Origin of the sequence: Rhabdochromatium marinum, assembly GCF_016583795.1 — a bacterium.
GTDB lineage: Bacteria > Pseudomonadota > Gammaproteobacteria > Chromatiales > Chromatiaceae > Rhabdochromatium > Rhabdochromatium marinum.
This window is the reverse complement of record NZ_NRRS01000089.1, coordinates 1-24,071: the sequence shown is the minus strand read 5'-3', so window position 1 is coordinate 24,071 and position 24,071 is coordinate 1. Positions and strand designations below refer to the sequence as shown.

The window sequence follows — 24,071 nt, the reverse complement described above, 5'->3', positions numbered from 1 at the left end:
TGACTTGAAAAGTCGCCTGATGACCGTCGATGTTAATGAGTTGCGCTGTTATGGCCAAGCCCTCTTTCTGCATTTGGATGATGGGCTAAGCATGGCTCATGATTGACATCATTGAAAGGCGGCACCCCTCTGATGCGGTCGCCCGCTGTTGTAGAAAGAGAAATACTCCGTCAACCCCAGATGTAATTCCGGGATCTTTTCATAGCCTTTGGGATAGATGTCTTCCCACTTCACCGTGCGCCACAGTCGCTCGACGAAGATATTGTCCAACGCCCGTCCGCGACCATCCATGCTGATGTGGATTTCATCTTCGTGTAATACCCTCGTGAAGGCATTACTGGTAAATTGCGCCCCCTGATCCGTGTTAAAGATTTCAGGAACGCCATGATGGCGCAAGGCCTCTTCCAAACAGTCGATACAAAACTCAACCTCCAGCGTGTTGGAGATACGCCAAGCTAAGACACGACGGGAGTACCAGTCGATGATGGTTACCAGATAGGTAAATCCGTGAACTAAACGCACATACGTGATGTCAGTGCTCCACACCTGATCAGGGCGCACGATGGCCAAACCACGCAACAAATCAGGGTAAATCGGATGCGCTGGATGAGGTTGACTGGTCTGCGGGCCAAGCGCCATGCCCGCTAACCCAAGCACAAGAGCCGTTCGGGGTCGCTGCTCTCTGAGGCCTTCTTGCGCCCTCGCTGGCCCTCAAAGAGCTGGCTGGCTTGCTCAACGATAGCTTTCTTCCATTGACCCACTTGCACCGGGTGAACCCCTCACTTAAATTGGTGTCCTGATTTTGGGGTCCACATATACAAACCGAGTCTTGACGGCACTCCAGATCAGGGGGATATTTCGCATAGGCGGTTGGATTTCCTATCCTTGAAGCGGCGATTCGGGCTGATCAAGCCCGTGGTCACCGCAGACATCAACCAACAAAATGTGTGAACTGAGGGGTCAATTCCTAATGGATATCATCACTGGATTTAATAACAGATCAGCCCAAAGCGCATTGCAATCGGATACCTCCGTTGCTAATTCCAAGGATAGAACGAATTCAGAGAATACAAGCAGCTCTGGCTCTCAGATCAGCAATACTACTAATTCAGCCCTGCAGATTAGCGCCCATGGTCATTCTATAAGCCTATTGATGCAAGGCGCGAACGAGTTTTTACGCCAAGAACTTGGGCCCAGTTACCTTCCCTTAGCAAGAGGTCAAGCGTTGCTTGACCAAGCCGTTAGCATGGTAACAGCCAATACCGAAATTGATATAGATGGGCAAGCGTTGAGAAATGCCTTGCAGCAAGAACACAATATTCGTGAAACGATACCAAGACCTAACCCTTCATCTGATAGTGGAAATGTCTTTGATTTTTTATCGGGAAGCGACAGAGAAGCGTTGGAAGCTGCGTATGATTATGCTGTAGAGAATAACCTTGATGCTGATGATGTTGAACTGGCAGCCGGGTTACTTGCCAGTGACCGACGACGCCAAGCCGCTATTGCTTCAGGTACAATCTATTTAATGTATGAGCCAAGTGAGAATGCAGGCAAGTTTATTCCCCAATCATCAGCTAACTTACCCAATACAGATACTAGCAATCCGCGCCAGTCACTGATTGATCGAGTGACATCCGGCGACCTATTCAGTAAAAATCCGTTTCTCAACCAGGCGTTATTCATCGAAGCGGCGTTTCGCACCCTGAACATTTCAGCGCCAGTCCAACCCCATTTGGGCTAACTTCAAAATAAGCTGGCACTTAATACCCATGGTGGGGTTAGCGGCGAGTATACCGGGACACCCATTGTAAGGAGTTGGGTGAAAAGACCAGCACTGACGCTGCGGGTGTGAGATCACGAGTCGGTAGGGGAGCGCCCTACGTCAGAAGTGCCTTGCCGACGGCGAGGCCGGTTGTTCGTTGGTCGTTGCTACGATGGGTGTCCCGTTGGCAAGCTCTGCCTTCGTTCTGATCGGGTCAGAGGGGGACCGAGGTTCCCCGTCTGCCTACAGAACCGTGTGTACGGGTTCATACGCGACTTCTCATATTTCTTCTTCATCATCATTGCCCTCCGGTGGTCAGAAGGGCTCAAACCGAGTCTTGACGGCACTCCAGATCGGGGGGATATTTCGCATAGGCGGTTGGATTTCCTATCCTTCGGTTGAATTTTCTATCCTTTCCCGGATAAAGTGTCCGGAAATGCCGTGCTAGGCACGGATGCACCGAACCCAATGAGATGATGAGGATTGCCCGATGCTCCGTGCTTTGCTGACCGGCGTGGCCGCCGGATTGATCACGCTCGCTGGAACGGCCTCGGCCGAAACGCTGCGGCTCTCGAACTGGCTGCCGCAGAGCCATCCGATCGTGAAGGACGTGATGGTGCCCTGGAAGGTGGCCGTCGAGGAGGCGACCGAGGGCCGCGTCACGGTTCAGATCCTGGACGCCCCGCTCGGTCCGCCGCCCGCCCATTACGACCTTGCCGCCAACGGCGTGGCCGACGTTACCTTCAGTGCCCAGGCCTATACCCCCGGCCGCTTCAAGACCGCCATGCTCGCCGAGCTCCCCTTCCTGGGCGACAGCGCAGAGGCGGTCTCGGTCGCCTACTGGCAGGTGTTCGAGGAGCGGCTCGCCGCAGCGGGCGAATACGCGGGCGTCAAGGTCCTGGGCGTCTTCACCCATGGCCCGGGCCATGCCTTCGCCAAGGGGCGCGATCTCTCCTCGCTCGACGGCATCGCCGGGGCCAAGCTACGCGTCGGCGGCGGCATGGCCAACGACGTGGCCACCGCGCTCGGCGCGGTTCCGGTCCAGAGCCCCTCGTCCAAGGCCTACGAGCTGATCTCGGGCGGCGTGGTCGACGGCATCCTCTTTCCCTTCGAGTCGGTCACCTTCTTCCGCCTGGACGGCCTGCTCGACCAGGGCTTCGAGGTCCCGGGCGGTCTCTACAACACCTCCTTCTTCTTCGTGATGAACGAGCGCCGCTGGAACCGTCTGTCCGAGGCCGACCAGGCCGCCATCGACAGCGTCTCGGGCGAGGCCCTGTCGCGTCTCGCCGGCAAGGCCTGGGACGCGGCCGACGCGGCCGGGCGTAGCGCGCTCGAGGGACAGGTCGAGCTCCATGTCGCCACCGAAGAGCAGATGGAGGGTCTGCACCAGATGCTGGATCCAGTCATCGAAGCCAAGCTCGATGAGATCGCCACCAGCGGAATCGATGCCAAGGCCGCGCTCGAGGACATGAAGGCCCGGATCGCCGCCGAGTCCGAATGAGCTCGCAGTCGCTGTCGATCCGCTCGCTTGCGGATCTGGGCACGGCGCTGCTCGGCGGCGCCTGTGCCCTGACCATGCTGGCGATGATCGTCCTGACGGTGGTGGACGTCATCGGTCGCTATCTCTTCGCCGCGCCCCTGCCCGGAGCCGGCGAGCTGATCGAGCTGATGCTCGTCGGCGTCATCTTCCTGGGACTGCCGCTGGTCTCGTTGAGCGACGGCCATGTCACGGTCGATCTGCTCACCGAACGGATGCCGGATTGGACGCGTCCGCCGCTCCTCGCCCTGGCGCGGCTCGTCAACGCCCTGGTGCTGGGCGTGATCGGCTGGCGGCTGCTGGTCATGGGCGGGACGCTCGCCGGCTACGGTCAGACCAGTCTCTATCTGCGCCTACCCATCGCCCCCTTCGCCGATGCGGCGGCCGTGCTCTGCTGGCTGGCGTCCGCCGTCCTGGTCATCATGGTCATTTTCCGCATCCCCGGACATCGCCATAACGAGGACGCATCCTTCACCGACTGAACGGATTCGCTGCGCCGACTTTCCCCCCGAGACCCTGATGGACTGGCCCTACGGTATTCTTCTGCTCCTCATCCTGATGCTGACCGGCGTCCCGCTGGCCGCCTCCATGCTCCTGGTCGGCACCATCGGCACGGCGACCCTGATCGGTGTCGAGCCGTCCCTGTCGCTGCTCGGTCAGACCGTCTTCGACAACAGCCGCAACTATTCGCTCTCGGTGCTGCCGCTGTTCCTGGTGATGGGGAACTTCGTCGTCCAGTCCGGGATCGCCCACGAGCTCTACGACGCGGCCTATGCCTGGCTGCGTCACCGTCGCGGCGGACTCGCCATGGCCACGGTCGTCGCCTGCAGCGGATTCTCCTCGGTGTGCGGCTCCTCGCTCGCGACCGCGGCCACCATGTCGCGCATCGCGCTGCCCTCGATGCGCCGCTTCGGCTATCCGGACGGTCTGGCGACGGCCTCGGTCGCCGCCGGCGGGACGCTCGGCATCCTGATTCCGCCCTCGGTCATCCTGGTCTTCTACGGCATCATGACCCAGCAGGACATTGGCAAGCTGTTCCTGGCCGGCATTCTGCCCGGGCTGCTCGGCGTGCTCGGCTATATGGTTGCGGTGCGCTTCAGCGTCTCGGTCGGCCAGGGACGCGAGATCCCGGTGGAGCCCAAGCTCCCGCTGCGGGAGCGGCTGGCGGCGCTGCGCGGTGTGGCGGGGGCCATGGTCCTGTTCGCCTTCGTCATGGGCGGTATCTATTTCGGGGTCTTCACCGCCACCGAGGCGGCCGGCATGGGCGCGGCGGGGGCCATCCTGCTGACGGCCGTCAGGGGCCGGCTCCAGTTGCGCCGCACCATCGAGACCCTGGCCGAGACCGCCAAGCTGACGGCCATCATGTTCTTCATCCTGTTCGGGGCGCTGACCTTCTCGAACTACGTCAACCTCTCCGGCATGGCCTCGGACATCCGCGAGGCGCTGGGGCCGCTCGCCGACACGCCGGTGCTGATGATCCTGGCGATCATGGCGGTCTATCTGCTGCTCGGCAGCGTGCTGGAGAGCCTGTCGATGGTGCTGCTGACGGTACCCATCCTCTCTCCGGTGGTGGCCGCCTCCGGGTTCGATCTCATCTGGTTCGGCATCTTCGTGGTCGTCGCCACCGAGATCAGCTACATCACCCCGCCGGTCGGGATGAACGCCTTCGTGCTGCGGTCGGTCACCAAGACGGTTCCGCTCTCGACCATCTTCCGCGGGCTCATGCCCTTCGTCGTTATGGACTTCCTGCGCATCGGCGCGCTGATCGCCTTTCCCGGACTCGCACTCCTGCTGCCCCTGGGGACTTGAGAAGGGGGAGCCTTCGTGCGAGGCGGATCGGGGCTAGCCCTCGCGCTCGGCCTGGCCGGCCGCGCGCAGGATGCCCTTGGCCGCCATGATGCCGTTGACCGCCGCGCCCACGATGCCGCGCGACTTGCCGGCCCCGTCGCCGGCGACGAAGAGTCCGGGGAGATTGGTCTCCAGGTCGTCGCTGGTCGGGTAGCGGATGTCGTAGAACTTGATCTCGGGGACGTAGATGGTGGTCGAGGGATGGGCGACGCCCGGGATGACGCGGGTCAGCAGCTCCAGGCTCTCCTGGAGGTTGCGCACGATGCGCCCCGGATAGGCGAAGGAGATGTCGCCCGGCGTCACCCCGGGTCCCGTCGGTAGGGTCGGGACCAGCTTGTCGAATCCCAGCTCGGCGGTGTCCTGCAGGGGCTCGGTCATGGTCACGGTGTTGAGGATGGCGAAGTTGGTGTTGGCCGTCTTCTCGGCCTTGAGTGCATCGCCGTTGACCAGCCGGACCCCCCGATGCTCCTCCACCTCAAGGTCTGGGGCGGCATCGGCTCGAACCGCAGCCGAATACGCAGCACGGGTGTCGCGTCCTACGAGGCCGGCATCGAGCTGGTTGACGAGATCGCTCGACGCCGGGCGCGCCGTGGGTATCTTTCGGCGCCTACAGGCTGACAGGAGATATCGTCGAGCGGATCCAATGCTCCCCGCATGGTATCCTGTGATGGTGTTGCTATCCGCCCCGCCATCAGGGGATCGGTCCAAATGGCGATACTCATGACATTCGAGGTCGAAAGCTCCGGCAACGGAGAAGATACCCGCAAGCTGCTTCTCCCCTTGGGTATCGGGCATGGAGATGGCAGCTATCTTCCTCTCGGCCGACGAGATTCACCTCCCGGCAAGCGCAGACGGCCCATTCTTCCCCCGACACTCCCTGGCGTCATCCTCAAGCCAGAAGCCCCGCCCCTTGATCTGGCGGGATAAAACCCCATTTTTCTGCCCGACATTCCCGAGAGCGGAGCAATCCGCCGCCAACACCAGTTGGTCCCTGCAACAGGGATGCGGACCTCGAATGTCAAGAGTATCGCCATTTGGATCTCAAGACGCACAGCGTCTAGCTCTCCGCGACGGCGAGCGGGCCGCCTGGAGAGCGGCAATACCCGCTCGCATCCCCTCACTCGCGTACCGTGCCATTGGAATTCGACGACTTTTTCTCGCTGGAGGCCCTGGAGCAGGACTACCAAGATCTGCTTGACGGAAAATTCGACTTCGTCCACGAAGACACCTACCTACCCCCCGGTTCCGACCGACAGGATCGGAAGGTCTTCGAGAAACAGCGGGAGCAGCATTTCCGCGCCATCCATCGCAAGGTTCTGCAGGACCGATGGATCTTCAGTCCCTTTTTGGAGAAGAGTATCCCCAAGATAACCGGGGGCGAACGCATCATCTCCCTCGCTACGATTCGCGACACGCTGGTTCAGCGCGGACTCTACAAGTATCTGTATCCGATTGTGGACCCTCTGTTGAGCGATGCCTGCTGCGCCTACCGGCGTGGCAGCGGAGCCCACAATGCCATCAAACAAATCAGGAACGCCCTGGACGCCGGCTATGTTCACGTCCTGGATGCGGACATTAAGAGCTTCTTCGACCGTGTCGACCATGAGGCGCTGCTTGCAATCGCGAGGGGCCTTCCAATCGACGAGCGCGCCCTTCGACTCATCCAGGTCTACCTTACAACCCCGAGAGTCACCTCTGAAGAGCGCCGGATAGCCGACAGCGCGAAGCCCAGAACCAAGTACTTGCGCGAGCCGCGCAGGATAGGGCTCCTAGGGCGGGGTCATCTCAGGCATGTTGGCCAATCTGCTGCTCGCATCCTTCGACGAGGAGATGCGGCAGGGAGGGAACATCCTCGTCCGGTACGCCGATGACTTTCTGGTCTGCTGCCAGACAAAGGAAGCCGTGAACGACGCAAAAGTACGGGCCGAACATGCACTCGATGCCCTCGGCAATCTGGAGCTCCACCCCGACAAGAGAGCCGTGAGCGACGCGACCGATGGTGTCGATTTCGTCGGTTTCAGAATCGGCCGCAGCTTCACCCGGGTCCGTAGCACGAACGTCGCAAAGTTTAAAAATCGCATACGCGAGGTCATCAACACTCACAAGCCGAAGAGCGATCCCGACTGGGATCTCCGTAGCCTCAGCCGTCGATTGAGCTACAAAATTCAAGGTCCTATCGACGAGATCAGGAAGCACAACCCGGCCAAGCATCCCCACCACCGAAGCTGGATCGGCTTCTACCGCATCGTCGATGACGAGAAGCAGATCAAAAACCTCGACCGATGGATACGCGAGCAAATCTCGCGCTACGTCTGGCAACACCACCACAAAAAGGTGACCGCGAAGCACATGCGGGAAGCAGGGCTGCCCTCTCTCCACGGAACTCTATGGAAGGCGCGCAAACCGCCGGAGAGCGCCTGATTTGCAGTCAACCCACTCTCACCCACGCACGACGAACGGGAACGACGCCGATTTCTGGAGTGCGGTATCCTCGCCTATGGGTTCGCCCGCGCCCGCTGTGCCGAATGCGGCCATGATTTCCTGATGGCCTTCTCCTGCAAAGGGCGGGGCGTCTGCCCCTCGTGCAACACCCGGCGCATGGCGGAAACCGCCGCCCACCTGGTCGATCATGTACTGCCCTGGCGCGGACCCCAAGGCGCGAATCGGCGCGGTGGCCTTCATACACTGGTTCGGCTGCTGCGCTACTGCGCCCGGCCGCCCTTTGCCGCCGACCGACTGGAGGAGATCGACGCCCAGCGGCTGATCTACCACCTGCCCAAGCCCGGTCCCAACGGGCAAACCCAAATCATCCTCTCGCCGCTCGAACTGATCGGTCGCATCGCCGCTCTAGTTCCGCCGCCCAGGCAACATCGGCATCGTGACTACGGAAACCGGCGGCGGAGGGGGCAACGGACGACCCGCCGCCAGCGATCAGACGTTCCCCCGCCCGCTATCTCTGGGCTATGCTCCTGGCCCGCCTCTACGAGGCTTTCCCTTTGACCGGCCCCCAGTGCGGGGCCGAGATGCGGATCATCGCCTCCGCCAGGGGGCCGCCAGAGTGGTACGAACCGTCATTCCGCCCCCCCCCTCAGCCGCTTCCAGAATATAACGCCACATACCGCCATCCCAGCAGTTCAAGTAAGGCGTGGTGGTGGTGTTGCATATTTAGCACGAGCGGCCTGACCTGGGCAATGACCAGCACATGGATGCCTTTGAAAGATTGGAATACCCAGCGCGCGGTGGGACGAGCACTCGGCTGACCCTTCTGGTCGGGGAAGGTTGCCTGCTGTGCCTTGAGACTCTCGCGGATACGGTGTTCCAGGGCAGCATAGACCAACAAGCAGAGGGTCATCACCATCATCAACGCCATGATGCGCTCGGGTTTCTTCAGGTAGAGTGTCGCGGCCATGAACATCGGGTCTTTGAGGAAGCGAAAGCCGCGCTCGACTGTTTGTTGATCCTTGTAGGCGGCGATGAGCTCGGCTTCGCTGAGCAGTGAGTCATCGAGCTGATTGGTGGCGAGGATGAAACAGCTTTTACGTTCCAGGCGGCGCTGGTGCTCCTGCACCTGCGAGGCCAGTGCACCGCTGATGCGGTAGACATAAAAGTCTGGCGCCTGCCCTCGGGCCGGGCGGCCTTGGCTGTGGTAGCGAGGCAAGGCCTCAATGCAGGTCTCGCCGAGCAGGCCAATCTTAAGTGTGTGCTCAAAACGCTCCAATGCCTTGAGCGCATCGGCCTCGCAGGCGAAGTCCGTGTTGCACAGCCGCTCGAAGGCCTTGAGTTCGGCCTTGCCCTGTGTAAGACAGTGCTTGTTAAGGCGCTTGAGGGCGCGTTGGCGCGCCTGCGGTGAATAGACCACAACCCAGCGTTGACGCACCTCACCATAGACGGTGCCTAAGGTGCAACAGGCCTCTTGCGTGGGCTTGTGCATCAACATTGGAGCGACTGCATGGATCATCTCGCAGGCGAGCGTGAGGGTTTCAGGCACGCGCGAAATCCAGGCATAGGTGTCCATCGCCTGGAGGGTGTCGCGGGTGTAGAGCGCGCTGTCGGCCATGAGGATCTCCAGTCCAACATCGGCTTGCAGCTGGTCGAGATAGGCATTGACGGTCTTGCGAAAGCTCGTCTTGTCGCTGTTATTACCGCTTAAGGCTTCCATCAGCAGGGGAATGCCGGCTTGGCGCTCGCAGAGCAATTGCAGCACCACCTGGTTCAAATCCGCGCGGTGGTCACGACTGTAGCCTTGGGTGATGCGAATCACGCCCGTCGGATCTTCGATGTCGCTGTTGTAGTCACCATCGACATGGAAGCTGGTCGAATCCAGATGCCCAAAGCGACACAACAACCCTAACCGCTGAACCGTCTGCGCGGCCAACTGGGCATACAGTTGGGTTGGACCATAGGCGTAAATCCGATCCAGGGTTCGCCCGAGCACATCATCGTTGAGATGCTCAGCCTCAATCCCCGGACCGAGTAAGCGTTCCACAGGCTTGTCCTTGAAAAACAACGGGGTGAGATACAGGGCGCGGTGCGCGAAGCCTAACCCGTTGAGTACCATCGCTTTTACAGACTGTCCCAGGGAGATGATCCGGCTGCTTTCATCCTGTACCATAACCCGATCAATGAGCTCCCCGAGACCCAGCTCGTCGTACATTCCCGCTACCAATCCCAGGTGTTCGAGCGCTTGGCTGCTGTAATGCTGTGGACTGGCCTTTGAGCCAGTTTCGATGTGCATGGCTAGCCTGCTTCCCTCTGAATGTTTGCGATAACGCAAGGATAGATGAGTTGAGAGTTGAGAGAAAACCTGTTGGTGGCGTGAGCAGGTGCGGAATGTCGGATCCGGGATGGGACGCTGCGTTGCTGGCCTCATGTTCCGCTCTGAGCACGACCGGCGGTAACCCACTGGGCCGAAGTTGACCTTTATTCAATGGCTCGCAAGAAACCTATCCCCTGTCCGTGCGGTTCTGGCCAAGACCACACCGACTGCTGCGCACCCTATCTGGCCGAAAGCGCGATGCCGCCGACTGCTGAGGCGCTGATGCGTTCGCGCTACACGGCCTATGCGCTAGGTGCGTTTGAGTATCTGCGCGCGACCTGGCATTCCAGCACCCGACCAGCCGAGCTGGCCTCCGAATCAAACTCCAAATGGGTTGGCTTGCAAATACTCGCCACCGAAGGCGGCGGTCCGAACGCGACGGAGGGTAAGGTAGAATTCATCGCGCACTACAAGATTCAGGGCCGCGCGTTCAGACTGCATGAGCGCAGCCGCTTTGTGCGGGAGGGTGGCGCCTGGCGATATCTCGATGGGGTGCTGGATCCTGATGAACACTGAAACGCCTGGCGCCCGCGTCTGTCATCAGTCTTGCGCGAGAAACCCCGCCCTTCAGGGCGGGGAGGTAGAGCGCACCGCGCGTAGCGCGGTTAACCCACCGGTCTCGCGGCCTCCGTTTGGGTTGGAGTGAATGCGTAGCCATAGCCGTCGGCGCGTTGCACTACCCGGCAATGGCGGTGTGAAATGCCTTGAACCAGACCCGTTGCGGTCTGGAGATTGAAGCGCCCGGATGCACGAACGGCCACACGCCCGAGATGGGTTCCGGCTTTTTTGCCCTTTGGCACCTCAGCGATGACCCGATCTCCGGTCTGGAATCCTTTAACGCGCTTCTCACGCATCAAATAACCGCGTGGAAAGCCGAAGCGATTCAGGCGGGTGCGCTGGTAACAGCCGCGCCCGGTGGCCTTGATCGCAAGTGTCGGGATGGCCCAGCCCTGCAGGGCATCGAGTTGACCCACACAGGCGGCATCAAGCGCATGGGTCTTGGGGATGCCGAGACGCTGGCGGTTGTACTTGGTCTGGCCGCCTGAACCCGTGGTCACGGGTACGCCGGTGGCCTTGAGTTGTTCAAACAGCGCCCAGCGGGTGGCATTGACCGCTGTGGCATCGCGAAGCGGGGCCTTGGCCTGTGCCTGAATACGGCGCAACCGCTCGGGTTGATGAGCCAGAAACACCTCAATCGGCTGGTTTCCCTTGCGCTGGTTGCAGGAGTGGCAGGCGAGCGTCAGGTTGGAGACTCGATTCGAGCCGCTTCGACTTTTGGGCTGGATGTGCTCGATTTCCAGCGGGACGTGCTGTGCGCCGCAATAGGCGCAGGTGCGATGCCATTTCTCCAGCAGATATTCGCGCACTTCATAACCGGCCAGTTCGCCCTGCTGATACGCCACACCGCTGATTTCAGGGTTCTGGAGTGCCTGAGTGTCGAAGCGCACCAGCTCTTGGCTGATGCTGTTGATGGGCGCGAGACGCTGGAGACGATTGACCCAGCTCAGCGTGGTGTCCAATCGATGGCGCAGACTCGGGGCGAGCCAGCCATTGGGTCTGGTGCGATTGTGGAAGCGCGGGGCGCGATAACGCAAGTTCTTCGAGCGCCGACGGCGACGAAAGGCGCGGCGAGCGGTCAAGCGCTCACGGATCTGGGCACCACGGTGGGTCAGTTCGGCCAGCCACAGCACCTGCGCCTCTCGGCGTACCTCGCCCGTGTCGGGGTCGATGCGCTCGACCTCGCGCACCACGGCGATTCCGGTCGTTTTGCTCCCCGGATCGAGCGACAGGCGCAGTGGCTGGGTCTCACCACCAATGCGATCTTTGAGCCGGATGATGAACGGATGCAGCCGCACCACCACCGCCCGCCCACGCTGGAGTAACAGCCGAGCGCGCTTCTCCGTGCACGGCATCAGCGGGTTTTTCTGTTTGTCGAGAACAAAGACAGCCATTTCAATTCCTGCCCTTACGGGCCTAGTGACGGAGCCTTGCGGCTCGCTCCCCTCGGGACAGTCTGCAACCGGCTCCCGCCTCGCGGCGGCGATCAACACCTTCGGCGCTTTGCCTTTCACCCGCATGATCCTGATCTTCCAGTGTCTGGAACTGAGGAAGCATTCCAGAGTGGGTCTCAACGACCTGTTGCAAACGCAGCGGGTTGGATACCGCTTTCCCTGGTCAACCGAGCTCTTGCAAGCTCCGCCCTTCAGGGCGGGGTAGTTGACCAGTCTGCACGCGTTGATGGCGGAGTTGCGGGCCTTGGACTAGGGTGCAATCGGTCAGATACGTACCCTGAAAGATTCAATGCGTTATCCTTGGTATCAGTGAGGTAAAGACTGTGGGTGCCGAGACATCCACGATTCGAACACCGGCTTCGTTGCATTGACAGGCGAGGGAGAACTCCGTCAGCCAACGGGAGCGAGAGGACAGCATGCCATGGCCGATACCCGACTCATTTTGTATCACACCCAACCCATCAGCGCGCGCACGCGCTTTGTCCGTTTCGATCATGGCGGCATTTGCGGGTTTGCCCCCTTGCCGGCGCGGACACATCTGACCGAAGATGACCCCGACATCGGCAGCAAGCTAGTGTCGCATCCAGCGTTTTTGCTGCGCGATGCCGAGCACCGCCTCCGCTTGGACTCTGGCTCCCTGGAGGTACAGTCCGGTTTTCGCGCCACACCGAAGTCACCGAACGGTGTCATTGAGGTCAGGCTAGCGCGCTTCACCATCCTGGATCCACCCTTTGCGGAGGTTGAAGCCATCGGCGGCACCTTCATCGCTTTGACCGAAGCGCGCGGACTGCCGCCGGTGGAGTTGGAATTGCTGCGACGAGCCTATGAAAAGATTCTCGGTTAGCAGGCAATGTGCCCAGGCTTTCTGAATTTTATCCAAACACGGGGTCGGGTCCCAGCTCAGTCGCCCGCCTGTCGGCGTGCATAGTCCCGCAAGGCCGCCTCGATCGGCTCGTTGGCATACTCAGACACCGCCTGCACGCCCATTGCCGCAAGCTTCGCCCGAGGAGGCTCGCCGATCATGGCGACCAGCACCGCCTGGCAGTCGGCGACCGCTTTGAGAATGCCTCCGAGGGCGGAGTCCATGGATTGGCCAGCCACGCAGTATTGCTCAATGTCGCGCCTTTCCAGGAAGGTCGCGGTCTCGTCGTTAAGGTCGTAGATCCAAAATTCCCTGGCATGGCCAAAATGCGTATCGATGGTCAGGCCATCGTTGGTGGCTACTGCAACATTCATAGGTTGTTCTCCAGGTTCATGCCGCTGTTCGGCAGACAAGTGAGTATATCCGCCGGCGACTCCAGACCTGCCTGGAGGGCGGCCGCAAAACGACTCGCTTCCCGCAACAGATGGTCACAGGCCTCAAGCCCGGCCAGCTGTTCGATCGGCAAGGCTCCCAATCCGCGCGCGGCGCCCCAAAGGCCGCCGGCCATAGCGCCAATGGTATCGACATCGCCGCCAACCCGGCGAGCGAAGTCAAGCAATTCGGCAAAGGGTTTGCTCAGATGGCGCAGGGCAATGTAAACAGCTGTTGGGCAGGAGTTCGCCGCCGTCATCGACCGGCCCAGTTGCCGGGCGACCCTGCTTGGCTCAACCGGCTGCTTGTTGCTGAGCCACTGCTCGGCGATGGCGAGCTTGTCGCTCAACACAGGGCTCCAGGTCTCAGCCTTGATGGCGGTCCAAATCTCGCTCGGGCTGAGGCTGTTGAAGACCAAGCCCGCGACCAAAGCAATCAGCACCGCACCTTCTTTGCCCTGGGGATGGGCATGGGTGATCTCGGCGGCAGACTGGGCGGCTTTGATGACCGCATTCGTTCCCCGCGCGGCGAAGAAGAGTCCGATTGGCACCGAGCGCATGGCCGCACCGTTGCCGTAGGAGCCTTGGGCATAGACGGCACGGCTGGCGGTAGTCCAGTGTTCTCCCCGGTGGATACGCTTGAGAATGCGCGCTGCGCCGGGGCCATAGCCGCGCGACCACTGATAGGAGCGTGCGAAACGTGCCGCCAAGTCGTCCTGGTCGATGCCCTGTACATCGGCCAGAGAGGCAGCAACGTCAAAGGTCATCTGAGTGTCGTCGGTCCAGCGCCGCCGTCCCTGCCGAGTGCCGATCACACGCCACAGCAACCTTTCGAGGAGGCCGCCTTCGTAAGGAGCCCCCCAGGCATCAGCCAATGCGACACCCAGCAAGGCGCCCTTGACGCGATCAAGCGGTTCGGGTGGTGTCGTTGGACTTTGGTGGGACATGGATGGAGTATTCTTCTGAAGCCTGGTCGGGAATAGCGGGCGCCAGCACCTGGTTCATAACCTTCCGCAGCTGTTCCATATCAACCGGCTTGGCCACATATCCGTCCATACCAGCGTCAAGGAATTTTTCCTTATCTCCAGCCATGGCATACGCTGTCGTGGCGATAACCGGGATGCCTCTATTCCGATTTCCAGCGTGCCCTTGCCTTATGGCCGATGTAGCCGCAACGCCATCAAGAATTGGCATTTGCACATCCATCAACACGAGGTCAAAAGACTGCTTCTTTAAAGCGGCCAAAGCCTGGGCTCCATCATCTACGCCCTCGACCTGGTATCCGGCTTTTTCCAGATGCTTCAGGGCTATGGTCTTTGATGCCTGGTCATCCTCGGCGACAAGGATCCTGAGTCTTCCCAAGTCAGTTGGTTTTTCTGCAGACAGCGTGGGTGAACAGTGTTTATCCAGCTTAAAAGGGATGCAAACTTTGAGCGTTGAGCCAACGCCTTCCTCGCTCTCCACAGAGATATCCCCGCCCATCAGTTCGACAAGCCTTTTTGAGATCGACAACCCCAGCCCCGCGCCCTGGAAATTTCTCTGGTAGCTCTGTTCCGCCTGCGTAAATGGGGTGAACAGATGCTCAAAAAACGTCGCAGGCATCCCGATTCCGGTATCTGAAACCGCAAAAACAACTCGGTATTCTTCATCTTTTCCTGGTGGCACGGGTTGGGCGCTCAAGGCAACATGGCCCGCATGGGTGAACTTGATCGCATTGCCCACCAGGTTGCTCAGCACCTGCTGCAAACGGGTGGCATCACCGAACAGCGTGGAAGGGATGGCAGGATTGATGTTCACGCGCAAGTCCACCTGCTTTTCCATGGCCACTGGCAAAAACAGTTGCACAATGCCGTCGATGGCATCTTGGACATCAAAAGGCTCAATAATGACATCCATCTTGCCAGCCTCCACCCTGGCAAGATCAAGAATGTCTGAAAGCAATCGCAGTAAGCGTTGGCTCGACTGAAGCGCCTGGTCGGTGTATTCGCTTTGCTCAGTGTTCTGATGGGTCATTTTCAGCAGTTGCAGCATACCCATGAGGCCGTTTAAGGGCGTGCGTATTTCGTGACTCATGTTGGCCAGAAATTCTGACTTGGCTCTGTTGGCGGCCTCGGCCTGCTCCTTGGCTGCAAGCATCGCCTGTTCAGCGGCTTTGCGATCGGTGATGTCGATGTGCGAGCCAAGAACCCGATAGGCTTTGCCGTCTTCGGTGCGGAAGATGGAGGCTTGGACCAGGATCCAGAGGTAACAGCCATTCTTGTGCTGGAACCGGTACTCCATGTTGTAGCTCCCGGCACTCCCTTCGAGCTGCTTCTGAATGAAGGCCAAGGTGGGTTTGAGGTCGTCGGGATGCACACGATGACGCCATTCCTCGAAGTCATCACTCACCTCATCGTCGCTGTATCCGATCTGTCGCTTCCATTCCGACGAATAGGACACTTTATCGGTGCCAAGATTCCAGTCCCAGAAGCCCACGCCCCCGGCCCTGACGGCCTCCTCCTGGCGTAGCAGCGACTCACGTATTTCCGCCTCCGCACCTTTGCGTTCGGTGATGTCCGAGGTGACCACCGCAAGGTGAGCGAGGGAGCCGTTGTCATCCGTCACTGGCACGATGACATGTTGCAGCCAAACCTCATTACCTTTGGTGTCGCAGTAAACGCCCTCCAGTTGGGTTTGTTGCGGCTGCCGCATGACCTCCTGCAACGCCGCTCTCAACCGATTAGCACTTTCTTCTGGGAAAAAGCTGAAGGGGTACGGCTGACCATACACATTATCTGACTTAGTCAGTTGCAGCATGTTGAAGCCGCTTTCGTTCATGAACTGCAGTTTCAAGTCAAGATCAACGATCTTGTGGCAAACGGGTGAGTGGGCCAGCAGCACCTCTCGTGACAATTCACGGTTGCCAAACGAGCCGGGGAGTGCTTCGACGGTCAATTCCGTACCTGTTTGGCCAGCCTGTTCCAATCCGGTGATCGGTTGGGTCTCGGTCTTTGTTGAATGTTGCATACGACGACTTCAATCGGGATGATGAGCGCTGTCAAATACCGGCCAGAACCTGTTCGAATGCATCGATCGGCAGCGGACGTGCGTAGAGATACCCTTGCGCATAATCGCAGCCGAACGCTCGCAGCAGATCCCGCTGACGCTCGGTTTCCACGCCCTCGGCAATGGTTTGAATGCCAAGCTTGTGCGCCATCACAATGATGGCCTCAATCAATGCGGTATTGGCGTCGTCCTCGGCCAGATCGGAGACAAAGGAACGGTCGATCTTCAGGTAATCGATATCGAACCGACGCAGGTAGGACAAGGCCGAAAAACCGGTGCCGAAATCGTCAATGGACACTTCAATTCCGGCATTGCGGAAATCCAGCAGTTGCTGTTCGATGTACTGCGATTGGCTCAGTAGCGATCCCTCGGTAATCTCGACGGTGATGCTATGGCCGGGAAGATCGAACTGGCGTAATTCATCCGTACAGCAGAACGGCGTCAGTTTTTCGAACTGAATGGGCGATCGGTTCACGCTCACCTGAATGATGCGCCCGTACCTCTGGTACCAACGTGCAACAGCGGCAAGCGCCTGGCTGAACACCCACTGGCCGATCTCATGAATGAGACCGATCTCCTCGGCCAAGGAGATAAAGACCATCGGGCTGACCATGCCACGCTCGGGGTGATGCCAGCGCAACAGGGCCTCCGCCTTGACGATGGCCTCGTTGGTCATGGCGACGATCGGCTGATAGTAAACCTCCAGCTCACCACGACGCAGCGCCTGGCGCAGATCCTTGGCCAGGGCGATCTTTTCCCTCACTTCATGCTGCATGGAGGCGGTGAAGTAGCCAAAGCGGTTGCGCCCTTTGGCCTTGGCTGCGTACATCGCCTGATCCGCGTGCTTGAGTAACCCATCCAGGCTGTCAGCATCGTCGGGAAACAGCGTGATCCCGATGCTGGCGGAAATGTCACCTCGGTCATCGTCGCCCAGTTCATAGGGCTCAGCGAGGGTCAGGATCAGATCCTGAGCGATGTGCTCGAGTTGAGCGCGGCTACCAAAATCCGGCAAAACCACGGTAAACTCGTCACCACCGAGGCGTGCAACGGTATCGCTCTGGCGCACCTTGGCAGCAATGCGGTGCGCGGCCTGCACCAGCAATGCGTCGCCCTTAGCATGCCCGAGGCTGTCATTCACCTCCTTGAAGCGGTCAAGGTCGATGAACAGCACTGCGATCCGGCGCTGCGTGCGCTGGGCTTTCTTAATCTCTTGTTCCAGGCGTTCATAAAACAGGTGACGGTTGGGCAGTCCGGTCAGGGTGTCGAAGTTGGCCTGCCGCCACACCAGTTCCTCGGTTTTCTTGCGCTCGGTGATATCGGAAAACACTGAAACATATTGATAGAGCGTGCCCTGACGATCATGAATGGCATTGATGCTGAGCCATTTGGCGTACAGGGTGCCGTCCTTGCGCCGATCCCAGATTTCGCCCTCCCAGTGCCGGGAACGTTGCAGGGACGCCCACATGGCGCTATAGAAGGCTCGATCATGGCGCCCGGAGGCGAAGATTTTGGGGTTCTTGCCGCGCACGTCGTCAAAGCTGTAACCCGTGATACGCACAGCGGCCGGATTGATCGAAACAATGCGGTTGTCGGCATCGGTGACCACCACCGCCTGATCCATGGTGTCAAACACCCGGGCTGCCAACTCCAGGCGACTTTCCTGCATCACCCGCTCGCTGATATCTTCAACGAAGACAAATAATCGCCCGCCCTGCACGCGCGAGTAACTGGTCACCACCTCCACTGGCCACAGGCAACCGTCCTTGCGACGATGTTTGCTGCGAAAGCGGTCGTAGCCGACCTGGATGACGTTGACGATATGGCTGGCTGTTTCCTCGGATTGCTCCACAACCTCAATATCGGAAATCCGCATGGACAAGAGTTCCGCGCGACTGTAACCCGACAGCTTCAGGTAGGCGGCGTTGACCTCCAGGAAGCGCCCGTCTATGTCCACCATCCAGAACCCCAAGGTCGTGGTATTGATGGCCGCCGCATAGGTTTCGATGCCCTCGCTCAACCGCGCCTCGAGCTCTTTGCGTTCGGTGATATCGCGCACCACGCTGAAAAACACCCGCTCCCCACCGACCTGGAAGGACCGGGCATTGAGCTCGACCGGCAGGACAGTTCCGTCCTTGCGATAGTGGGCGGTTTCGAAGGTGGCCTGTCCATGTTGCTCGAGAGCGGCCAAGCGCTGCGGCACCCGAGCGGCGAATTCCGGTGGGTTAAGCGTGGTGACGGACAACCCAATCAGTTCATCCTTGCGATAGCCAAGGCGGCGATGAAACGCGGGATTGCAGTCAAGGATCATGCCCTGGCGATTCACCACCAGCACACCGTCGGTCATGGCGTTGAACAGGGCGGCATGAAGATCCTGCGCCGAGTCCAAACTGAGAGGCGTTGTCGGATCAAACAAGCAAGGAACTCCGTGAACTGACAGGGTGACACCAATAGGGTGACATAAATTATGAACAATAGAGAGAACCCTTTGCCGGAGCAAGCAACCAATCACGCCATCGGCCATGACAAACAACAGAACCGTTACTCGATCGCCAGCACCTGCTCAAAATCCTGACGGCTCGCTGGCTTGATCAGTTGGGCATCGAACAGCTCAGTGGCTTCCGGCTGTTCGGCCAAACTGTATCCCGACACAGCAACTAAGCGTAGCGCCTGGCGCTGGGGCCAGTCGGTGAGCTGTCTGGCCAACTCCAGGCCGTCGATGTCGGGCAGGCTGACATCCAGGAAGACGATGTCGGGGGCGTCACTACTGATGCGCTCAAGTGCCGCAGCACCGGTCGCTGCGATCTGCACCTGATGACCAAGCGCGCGCAGCAATGCAGCCGTCGCGTCAAGAATCTCAGACTCGTCATCGACCAGCAGCACCCGGCGCGCGCGCATCGTGGGCTGGCCGGCCATTGCCGGTGTGGGCGCGGTGTTGCTTTGGGATTTGGGGGATTCGGGAGATTCAGCGCTGTTTGGCGCATCCGGGGCGACCTCGGCCAACGGCAACCAAACGTTGAACGTGGCGCCCTGCCCCACCCCGGCGCTGTGCGCTTCAACGCGACCCTGGTGCAATTCCACCAACTGCCGCACCAGCGCGAGTCCGATTCCCAAACCGCCTTCGCGACCGACGCGGTTCTCGGCGCTGCGGCTAAAGGCGTCGAACAGCCAGGGTTGATCCTTGGCGGCGATACCCTGACCGGTGTCAGTCATGCTGAGACACCCTTTGCCGTCCTGACAGTGCAGCGAGACGCGAATCCGACCGCCAGGTTCGGTGTATTTGATGGCGTTGTCGAGCAGGTTGGTGATGACTTGCACTAGGCGGGTGGCATCGCCCTGAATCCAGACCGGCTCATCCGGCAGTTCAAGCTCCAGATGATGCGCGCGCTCGGCCAGCGGTTTGGCCAGGGCCTCCAGGGTCTCGCGCACCAGGGCGGCAAGATCCTCGCATTGCCGGCGCAGGACGATGGCGCCACGGCTGATGCGCGCCACATCGAGCAGATCTTGCACCAGGCGCTCAAGGTGATGCATCTGGCGGTCAATGCGGCTGACAGCCTGCTGGTAATGGGACGCATCTGGCTCGGGCATCAGGGCTAGCGTGTCCAGAGTGCTGCGCACGGGTACCAACGGATTGCGCAGCTCGTGCCCCAGCAGCGCCAGAAAGGCATCTTTGCGTCTGTCCGCTTCGGCCAGGCGGGCGGTGGTGTCGCGCAGATTGTCTTCGAGTGCCTGGCGCTCGGTGACATCCACCACCAGTGACAGGACGGAGACCAGTTGGCCATCACTGTCATGCAGAGCGGAGTTGTACCATTGGCACCAGATCATCCGTCCATCGGCGCGACAGTTGCGCACGGGAATGCGATTGTGCTCGAACTCGCCACGAAAAAGCGCTTCGCGCACGCGACGCATGTGCTCGCGGTCGGCGGCATGCACCAGACCGAGTTCTTCAAGCGTATGTCCGATGACGGCTTGCTCGTTCCAGCCCAGGATGCGTTCGGCCGCCGGCGACCAGCCAAGCAGCCGGCCCTTGATGTCCCATTCCATGGAGGCAACCGGGCTGTTGTCCATGTGCCGCTTGAGGCGACCCAGGGTTTCGCGATAACGCTGCTCGGCCAGCCGCGAGGCGGTGCAATCACTGAAGCTGACCACCACTCCGGCGATGGGAGCCGTGGCGATGCGATAGGGGCGCATACGCAGTGAAAACCAGCGTCCATTGTCGGTGGCGACTTCGCGCGCGGCGGGTGACTGGCCCGCCAGGATGGCACGGGCGTCGTCCAGGAAACCGGTTCTGTCGAAGCGGGCGCTTAATGCTGTCACCGGCTTGCCGATGGCTGCTGGTTTGAGATCGAACAAGGCCTCGCTCGCCGGGGTGAAACGGCGTAAACGCAGTTCAGGATCGAGAAACAAGGTGGCGACTTCGCTGCTAAGCAGCAGGTTATTGAGGTCGTTGTTAACGGCCTCAAGCTCGCGCACCTTCTCGTGCAGGGCTTGATTCAGGCGGTTCAGGGCGCGATTGTCCGCAGCCAGGGTTTCGGATGTTGGATCGGCGTGCTTGGCCATTCTCCTGTCGTCTTATCGAATCACATCCCCCAAGCACGGATTGTTCCAAACAAGCCGCACCACTGTTTCCGCTCGACAGTTCCATTTGGCGGGGCCTCTGTGCCGCCTTGTGGCACCCAATGTCAATGCCAGGGAATTATCCGATGCCGCGTCGATCGCCGCAACCCAGGCGATGGCAAACAAACTCAAGAAGCAGGAAGCCCCACAAGCACTGAACACCGGAGGGTCGGCGCATGCCCGAGTTGATTGATTTGTTATACCCCGCGCTGCTGCTGTTAGGCTGGTTTCTGTTCGGAATGTACAGCCTTACTGCACTCCACCATGGACGATGGGTGGCATTCCTGATGCCACTGGCTGCACTCATTTTTTTAATGGTCTATGTCATGCTCGGGGTTTCGCGCCTCATCGTCTACCCGTTCTTTGTTATCGCCGGCAAGCAGCAGCGCTACCGATATCTGGTGGATCTAGTGAAACATCCATATCTGTGGGGCGTAAAAAGTACCGAGGGCGAAGACAACGAGAGCAAAGACGACAAAGGATAAGCGATAAGCGACGACCAAATGCCGGCCATTGGTCTGAAGTCTCTGTGGTTCAAGACCCCAGCTTGGCTGAAGCGCCCTGACCCACCGAATCGGGCGCGGGCACCTCGAGGTTTTCCATCTACTCGCTGGTTGGAGCAAACATCTGGTTCGTCTTGGCCGCCATAACGAAATCGTTGCGGTGCAGACCGCCGATTTTGTGCGACCACCAAGTCACGATGACACAGCCCCACTCGGTGATGAGCTTGGGATGATGGCCTTCGGCCTCGGCGAGCTCGCCGAGCCGGTTGGTAAAGGCAAGCGCTTGTGCAAAATCCGGAAATTCGAACCCTCGTTCAAGCTGACGGACTCCATTGCGAGTTTCGATCCTCCAATCCGGAATTTCGGCCATTAGATTATTCATTTCCTTATCGGAGACTTGCGGCGCATCAACGCGGCACGCCTCACAGGATTCTTGGCTGAGCGTTTTCATGACAGACTCCTTATTGGCTCGTTACATTGTGCTGGTCTGGTGGCCGGGGCCATAAAGCGCCAGCTTTTTACTCATTCTCAGCTTTTTTCCACAACCTGTTGAATAGCCCGAGAAGATCGTCGATGACGAAGGGTTTGGTCAGATAGCGGTCGATCCCGGCCGCGAGAAAGCGTTCCTTGTCGCCAGCCATGGCATGCGCGGTCATCGCCACGATGGGCAGCCTTACATGATGGGCTCCGGCGGCTCCCTCGCGAATCAAGCGGGTCGCCTCCAATCCATCCATCCCCGGCATTTGGATGTCCATCAGGACGAGATCGCAATCTTGATCACGCAGCGCATTCAAAGCCTCCTGTCCATTGGAGGCACAGCGCACCTGATGCTGATGTTTTTCCAGTATGCGGCGCGCCAAAATGAGATTGACCGGCTCATCATCCACGAGCAGGATGTTAGCCCCGGCGGCGGGCTGGGGTGGCGCGGACGCCACGGGGCGCGGAACATCCGCCACGACCTGGATAGTTGATGCCGCATCGACCACTTGCAAGGGAATTGAAAACCGAAACGTCGTACCGACGCCAACTGTGCTGTCGATGCTGACTCGCCCCTGCATCAGATCGAGCAGACGACGCACGATGGACAAACCCAAGCCAACCCCTTGATGGGAACGGCTGGACCCTGCGCTAATCTGAAAGAAGGGCTGAAAAATCGCCTCGATTTGGTCGGCTGAAATCCCCACGCCAGTATCCGCGATGCGAAATTCCAGCCGCGCATCAGTGTCTTCAGCTGCATCAGCCAGAGCAACCTGCACTCGCACTCATCCCTTTTCAGTGTACTTGATGGCATTACCGACCAGATTCAGCAGCACTTGTCGCAGTCTTAGTTCGTCGCTGAGAATCCGTGGCGGCACCTCCGGCGCTATAGTGAAGGTCAGCTTCAGTCCCTTGGTTCTGGCAATGTGGCCAAAAATGTCGATGACGGCTTCACGCAGTTCGGCCATCTCAACGATGGTCTCGCTCAGCACCAATTGACCCGATTCAATCCTGGAGAGATCAAGAATGTCGGTCAACAGCCCGGTGAGCCGATGCGATGACTTCAGCGCGGTCTCGACATACTCGCTCTGCTCATCAGACAGTTCCGTGGTCTCCAACAGTTGCAACATCCCGACAACGCCATTCAGGGGGGTGCGAATCTCATGGCTCATGTTGGCGAGAAATTCTGACTTCGCCTGACTGGCCTGTTGCGCTTCACGGGTGGCGCGTATCAGCGCCTGCTCGGCCTGTTTGGTCTCATTAATATCCTCGATCAAGGTCAAAAAATGGCGCGGTTTTCCTTGCGCATCAAAAATTTGGCTGACTGAGAGACGACCCTACACCGTTTCGCCGGTCCGGGTGAGGTAGCGTTTATCAAATTTTGCCTTGGTAATTTTGGCATTCCAAAACCGATCTCTTTGCTCATAACTGAGCTGAAGATCGTCCGGGTGGGTCACATCATCCACTGTCAGCCGGGTCAGTTCCTGCTCGCTGTAGCCGAGCAGTTCGCACAAGGCGCGGTTAACCCGCAAGAAACCCGCCTCATTGGACACCATGGCGGCGCCGATCGGCGATTCGTCGAAGGTGAGGCGAAACAGCTCCTCGCTCTGGCGCAAGTCCGCCTCGATCTGCTTGCGTTGGGCCACTTCTTCGCGCAGGCGCTGCGTCGCCTGATCCAGTTCCCGGGCATGACGCTCCGCGTCCAAGCGTTTGTCGGTTTCGATGGTTTGGGTCAGTTGCAGGCGGAGCAGCGTGACCTGATGGTCCAACAGCTCCGCACGTGCGGCCTCGAACTCCGGTTCATCCAGGCTGGCCGGCAAGCGCGCGGCGATCCAATCGCGATAATGCCGCTCCATCGCGCGCAGCTTGGCCTGGGCGCCCCACCGTGAGAAACAGTCGTAAGCCTGCTGCCAATAGCCCTGGGCCACGCGATCATTGCCTTGCGCTTCCCAGAACCAGGCGGCACGTTCCGCAATCACGCCCTCCCAGTGGATCAACCGGTGTTGCCGCGCCACCGCCAATGCCTTGGTAAACAACGGGTGCGGCCTTTGAATAATGTGATCACCCGAAACAGGCGGCACCGAATTGATCAATTCGCTGCCAAAATTGTTGCCAGCGCCCGGTCGTTTGGCTCAGCGCCCGCAGGCTGAGTACAATCCCG

22 protein-coding genes and 2 pseudogenes are annotated in these 24,071 nt (G+C 59.6%); 11 read left to right on the top strand and 13 right to left on the bottom strand.

Annotated features, from left to right (window positions below; all coding sequences use genetic code 11):
* Positions 1-129: 129 nt before the first annotated feature.
* Positions 130-660: pseudogene (locus tag CKO36_RS16855) on the bottom strand (IS3 family transposase); the annotation flags it as partial.
* A gap of 310 nt (positions 661-970) precedes the next feature.
* Between CKO36_RS16855 and CKO36_RS16850 the strand changes: the two are divergent.
* The 4 genes from CKO36_RS16850 to CKO36_RS16835 all read left to right on the top strand — a co-directional run bounded on the left by CKO36_RS16850 (position 971) and on the right by CKO36_RS16835 (position 5,111).
* On the top strand, positions 971-1,744 hold the full coding sequence (locus CKO36_RS16850) for a hypothetical protein (RefSeq protein ID WP_200285895.1): 774 nt from the start codon (positions 971-973) through the stop codon (positions 1,742-1,744).
* 511 nt (positions 1,745-2,255) lie between these two features.
* Positions 2,256-3,266, top strand: coding sequence for a TRAP transporter substrate-binding protein (locus CKO36_RS16845; RefSeq protein ID WP_200285893.1), 1,011 nt, complete (start codon positions 2,256-2,258; stop codon positions 3,264-3,266).
* A complete protein-coding gene (locus tag CKO36_RS16840) occupies positions 3,263-3,784 on the top strand; it encodes a TRAP transporter small permease (protein ID WP_200285891.1) in 522 nt (173 codons plus the stop codon). Before CKO36_RS16845 ends, CKO36_RS16840 begins: the two co-directional genes overlap by 4 nt.
* A 37-nt stretch (positions 3,785-3,821) precedes the next feature.
* Positions 3,822-5,111, top strand: coding sequence for a TRAP transporter large permease (locus CKO36_RS16835; protein ID WP_200285889.1), 1,290 nt, complete (start codon positions 3,822-3,824; stop codon positions 5,109-5,111).
* A 33-nt stretch (positions 5,112-5,144) separates the two neighbouring features.
* On the opposite strand, the gene CKO36_RS19940 is transcribed toward CKO36_RS16835, so the two are convergent.
* Positions 5,145-5,945, bottom strand: coding sequence for a hypothetical protein (locus tag CKO36_RS19940; RefSeq protein ID WP_242469688.1), 801 nt, complete (start codon positions 5,943-5,945; stop codon positions 5,145-5,147).
* Between the two features lie 335 nt (positions 5,946-6,280).
* Between CKO36_RS19940 and CKO36_RS20535 the strand changes: the two genes are divergently transcribed.
* The 3 genes and pseudogenes from CKO36_RS20535 to CKO36_RS16810 form a co-directional block, all read left to right on the top strand.
* On the top strand, positions 6,281-7,021 hold the full coding sequence (locus CKO36_RS20535) for a reverse transcriptase domain-containing protein (RefSeq protein ID WP_420826349.1): 741 nt from the start codon (positions 6,281-6,283) through the stop codon (positions 7,019-7,021).
* Entirely contained in the window at positions 6,942-7,571 is a 630-nt protein-coding gene (locus tag CKO36_RS20175; protein WP_200285885.1) for a group II intron maturase-specific domain-containing protein, read from the top strand. The genes CKO36_RS20535 and CKO36_RS20175 overlap by 80 nt, the downstream gene beginning before the upstream one ends.
* A 48-nt stretch (positions 7,572-7,619) precedes the next feature.
* A pseudogene (locus CKO36_RS16810) lies at positions 7,620-8,188 on the top strand (transposase); the annotation flags it as partial.
* A gap of 50 nt (positions 8,189-8,238) precedes the next feature.
* Here the strand turns inward: CKO36_RS16810 and CKO36_RS16805 are convergent.
* Complete coding sequence (locus CKO36_RS16805; protein WP_200285881.1) at positions 8,239-9,885, bottom strand: IS1634 family transposase; 1,647 nt, start codon at positions 9,883-9,885, stop codon at positions 8,239-8,241.
* 192 nt (positions 9,886-10,077) lie between these two features.
* On the opposite strand from CKO36_RS16805, the gene CKO36_RS16800 reads away from it, so the two are divergent.
* Entirely contained in the window at positions 10,078-10,482 is a 405-nt protein-coding gene (locus tag CKO36_RS16800) for a YchJ family protein (RefSeq protein ID WP_200285879.1), read from the top strand.
* An 89-nt stretch (positions 10,483-10,571) separates the two neighbouring features.
* Here CKO36_RS16800 and iscB read toward each other — a convergent pair whose 3' ends face one another.
* Positions 10,572-11,918, bottom strand: coding sequence for an RNA-guided endonuclease IscB (iscB, locus tag CKO36_RS16795; protein WP_200285877.1), 1,347 nt, complete (start codon positions 11,916-11,918; stop codon positions 10,572-10,574).
* 481 nt (positions 11,919-12,399) lie between these two features.
* Here iscB and CKO36_RS16790 point away from each other — a divergent pair, with 481 nt between their 5' ends.
* Positions 12,400-12,822, top strand: a complete 423-nt coding sequence (locus tag CKO36_RS16790; protein ID WP_200285875.1) for a hypothetical protein — start codon at positions 12,400-12,402, stop codon at positions 12,820-12,822.
* 56 nt (positions 12,823-12,878) lie between these two features.
* On the opposite strand, the gene CKO36_RS16785 is transcribed toward CKO36_RS16790, so the two are convergent.
* From CKO36_RS16785 to CKO36_RS16765, 5 genes are all read right to left on the bottom strand, one after another.
* Positions 12,879-13,214: a NifB/NifX family molybdenum-iron cluster-binding protein gene (locus CKO36_RS16785; RefSeq protein WP_200285873.1), complete on the bottom strand. Its 336-nt coding sequence runs from the start codon at positions 13,212-13,214 to the stop codon at positions 12,879-12,881.
* Positions 13,211-14,218 carry an ADP-ribosylglycohydrolase family protein gene (locus tag CKO36_RS16780; RefSeq protein WP_200285871.1) on the bottom strand — a complete coding sequence of 336 codons (1,008 nt, stop codon included), beginning with the start codon at positions 14,216-14,218 and terminating at the stop codon, positions 13,211-13,213. Before CKO36_RS16780 ends, CKO36_RS16785 begins: the two co-directional genes overlap by 4 nt.
* Complete coding sequence (locus tag CKO36_RS16775; RefSeq protein WP_200285869.1) at positions 14,178-16,277, bottom strand: ATP-binding protein; 2,100 nt, start codon at positions 16,275-16,277, stop codon at positions 14,178-14,180. Before CKO36_RS16775 ends, CKO36_RS16780 begins: the two co-directional genes overlap by 41 nt.
* A gap of 31 nt (positions 16,278-16,308) precedes the next feature.
* Positions 16,309-18,729 (bottom strand): sensor domain-containing protein, encoded by a 2,421-nt coding sequence (locus tag CKO36_RS16770; protein ID WP_200285867.1) that lies wholly within the window; start codon positions 18,727-18,729, stop codon positions 16,309-16,311.
* Between the two features lie 125 nt (positions 18,730-18,854).
* The gene (locus CKO36_RS16765; protein WP_200285865.1) at positions 18,855-20,873 is read right to left on the bottom strand and encodes a hybrid sensor histidine kinase/response regulator; all 2,019 of its coding nucleotides are present in this window, start codon (positions 20,871-20,873) and stop codon (positions 18,855-18,857) included.
* Here CKO36_RS16765 and CKO36_RS16760 point away from each other — a divergent pair.
* Entirely contained in the window at positions 20,866-21,123 is a 258-nt protein-coding gene (locus CKO36_RS16760) for a hypothetical protein (RefSeq protein ID WP_200285863.1), read from the top strand. The two genes, CKO36_RS16765 and CKO36_RS16760, sit on opposite strands and share 8 nt — an antisense overlap.
* Positions 21,107-21,415: a hypothetical protein gene (locus tag CKO36_RS16755; protein WP_200285862.1), complete on the top strand. Its 309-nt coding sequence runs from the start codon at positions 21,107-21,109 to the stop codon at positions 21,413-21,415. The genes CKO36_RS16760 and CKO36_RS16755 overlap by 17 nt, the downstream gene beginning before the upstream one ends.
* 118 nt (positions 21,416-21,533) lie before the next feature.
* Here CKO36_RS16755 and CKO36_RS16750 read toward each other — a convergent pair whose 3' ends face one another.
* The 4 genes from CKO36_RS16750 to CKO36_RS20170 all read right to left on the bottom strand — a co-directional run bounded on the left by CKO36_RS16750 (position 21,534) and on the right by CKO36_RS20170 (position 23,991).
* Entirely contained in the window at positions 21,534-21,884 is a 351-nt protein-coding gene (locus CKO36_RS16750; protein ID WP_200285860.1) for a 4a-hydroxytetrahydrobiopterin dehydratase, read from the bottom strand.
* Between the two features lie 67 nt (positions 21,885-21,951).
* Positions 21,952-22,689 carry a response regulator gene (locus CKO36_RS16745; RefSeq protein ID WP_200285858.1) on the bottom strand — a complete coding sequence of 246 codons (738 nt, stop codon included), beginning with the start codon at positions 22,687-22,689 and terminating at the stop codon, positions 21,952-21,954.
* Between the two features lie 6 nt (positions 22,690-22,695).
* Positions 22,696-23,193 (bottom strand): sensor histidine kinase, encoded by a 498-nt coding sequence (locus tag CKO36_RS16740; RefSeq protein WP_200285856.1) that lies wholly within the window; start codon positions 23,191-23,193, stop codon positions 22,696-22,698.
* 54 nt (positions 23,194-23,247) lie between these two features.
* The gene (locus tag CKO36_RS20170; protein ID WP_200285854.1) at positions 23,248-23,991 is read right to left on the bottom strand and encodes a PAS domain S-box protein; all 744 of its coding nucleotides are present in this window, start codon (positions 23,989-23,991) and stop codon (positions 23,248-23,250) included.
* Between the last annotated feature and the right edge of the window lie 80 nt (positions 23,992-24,071).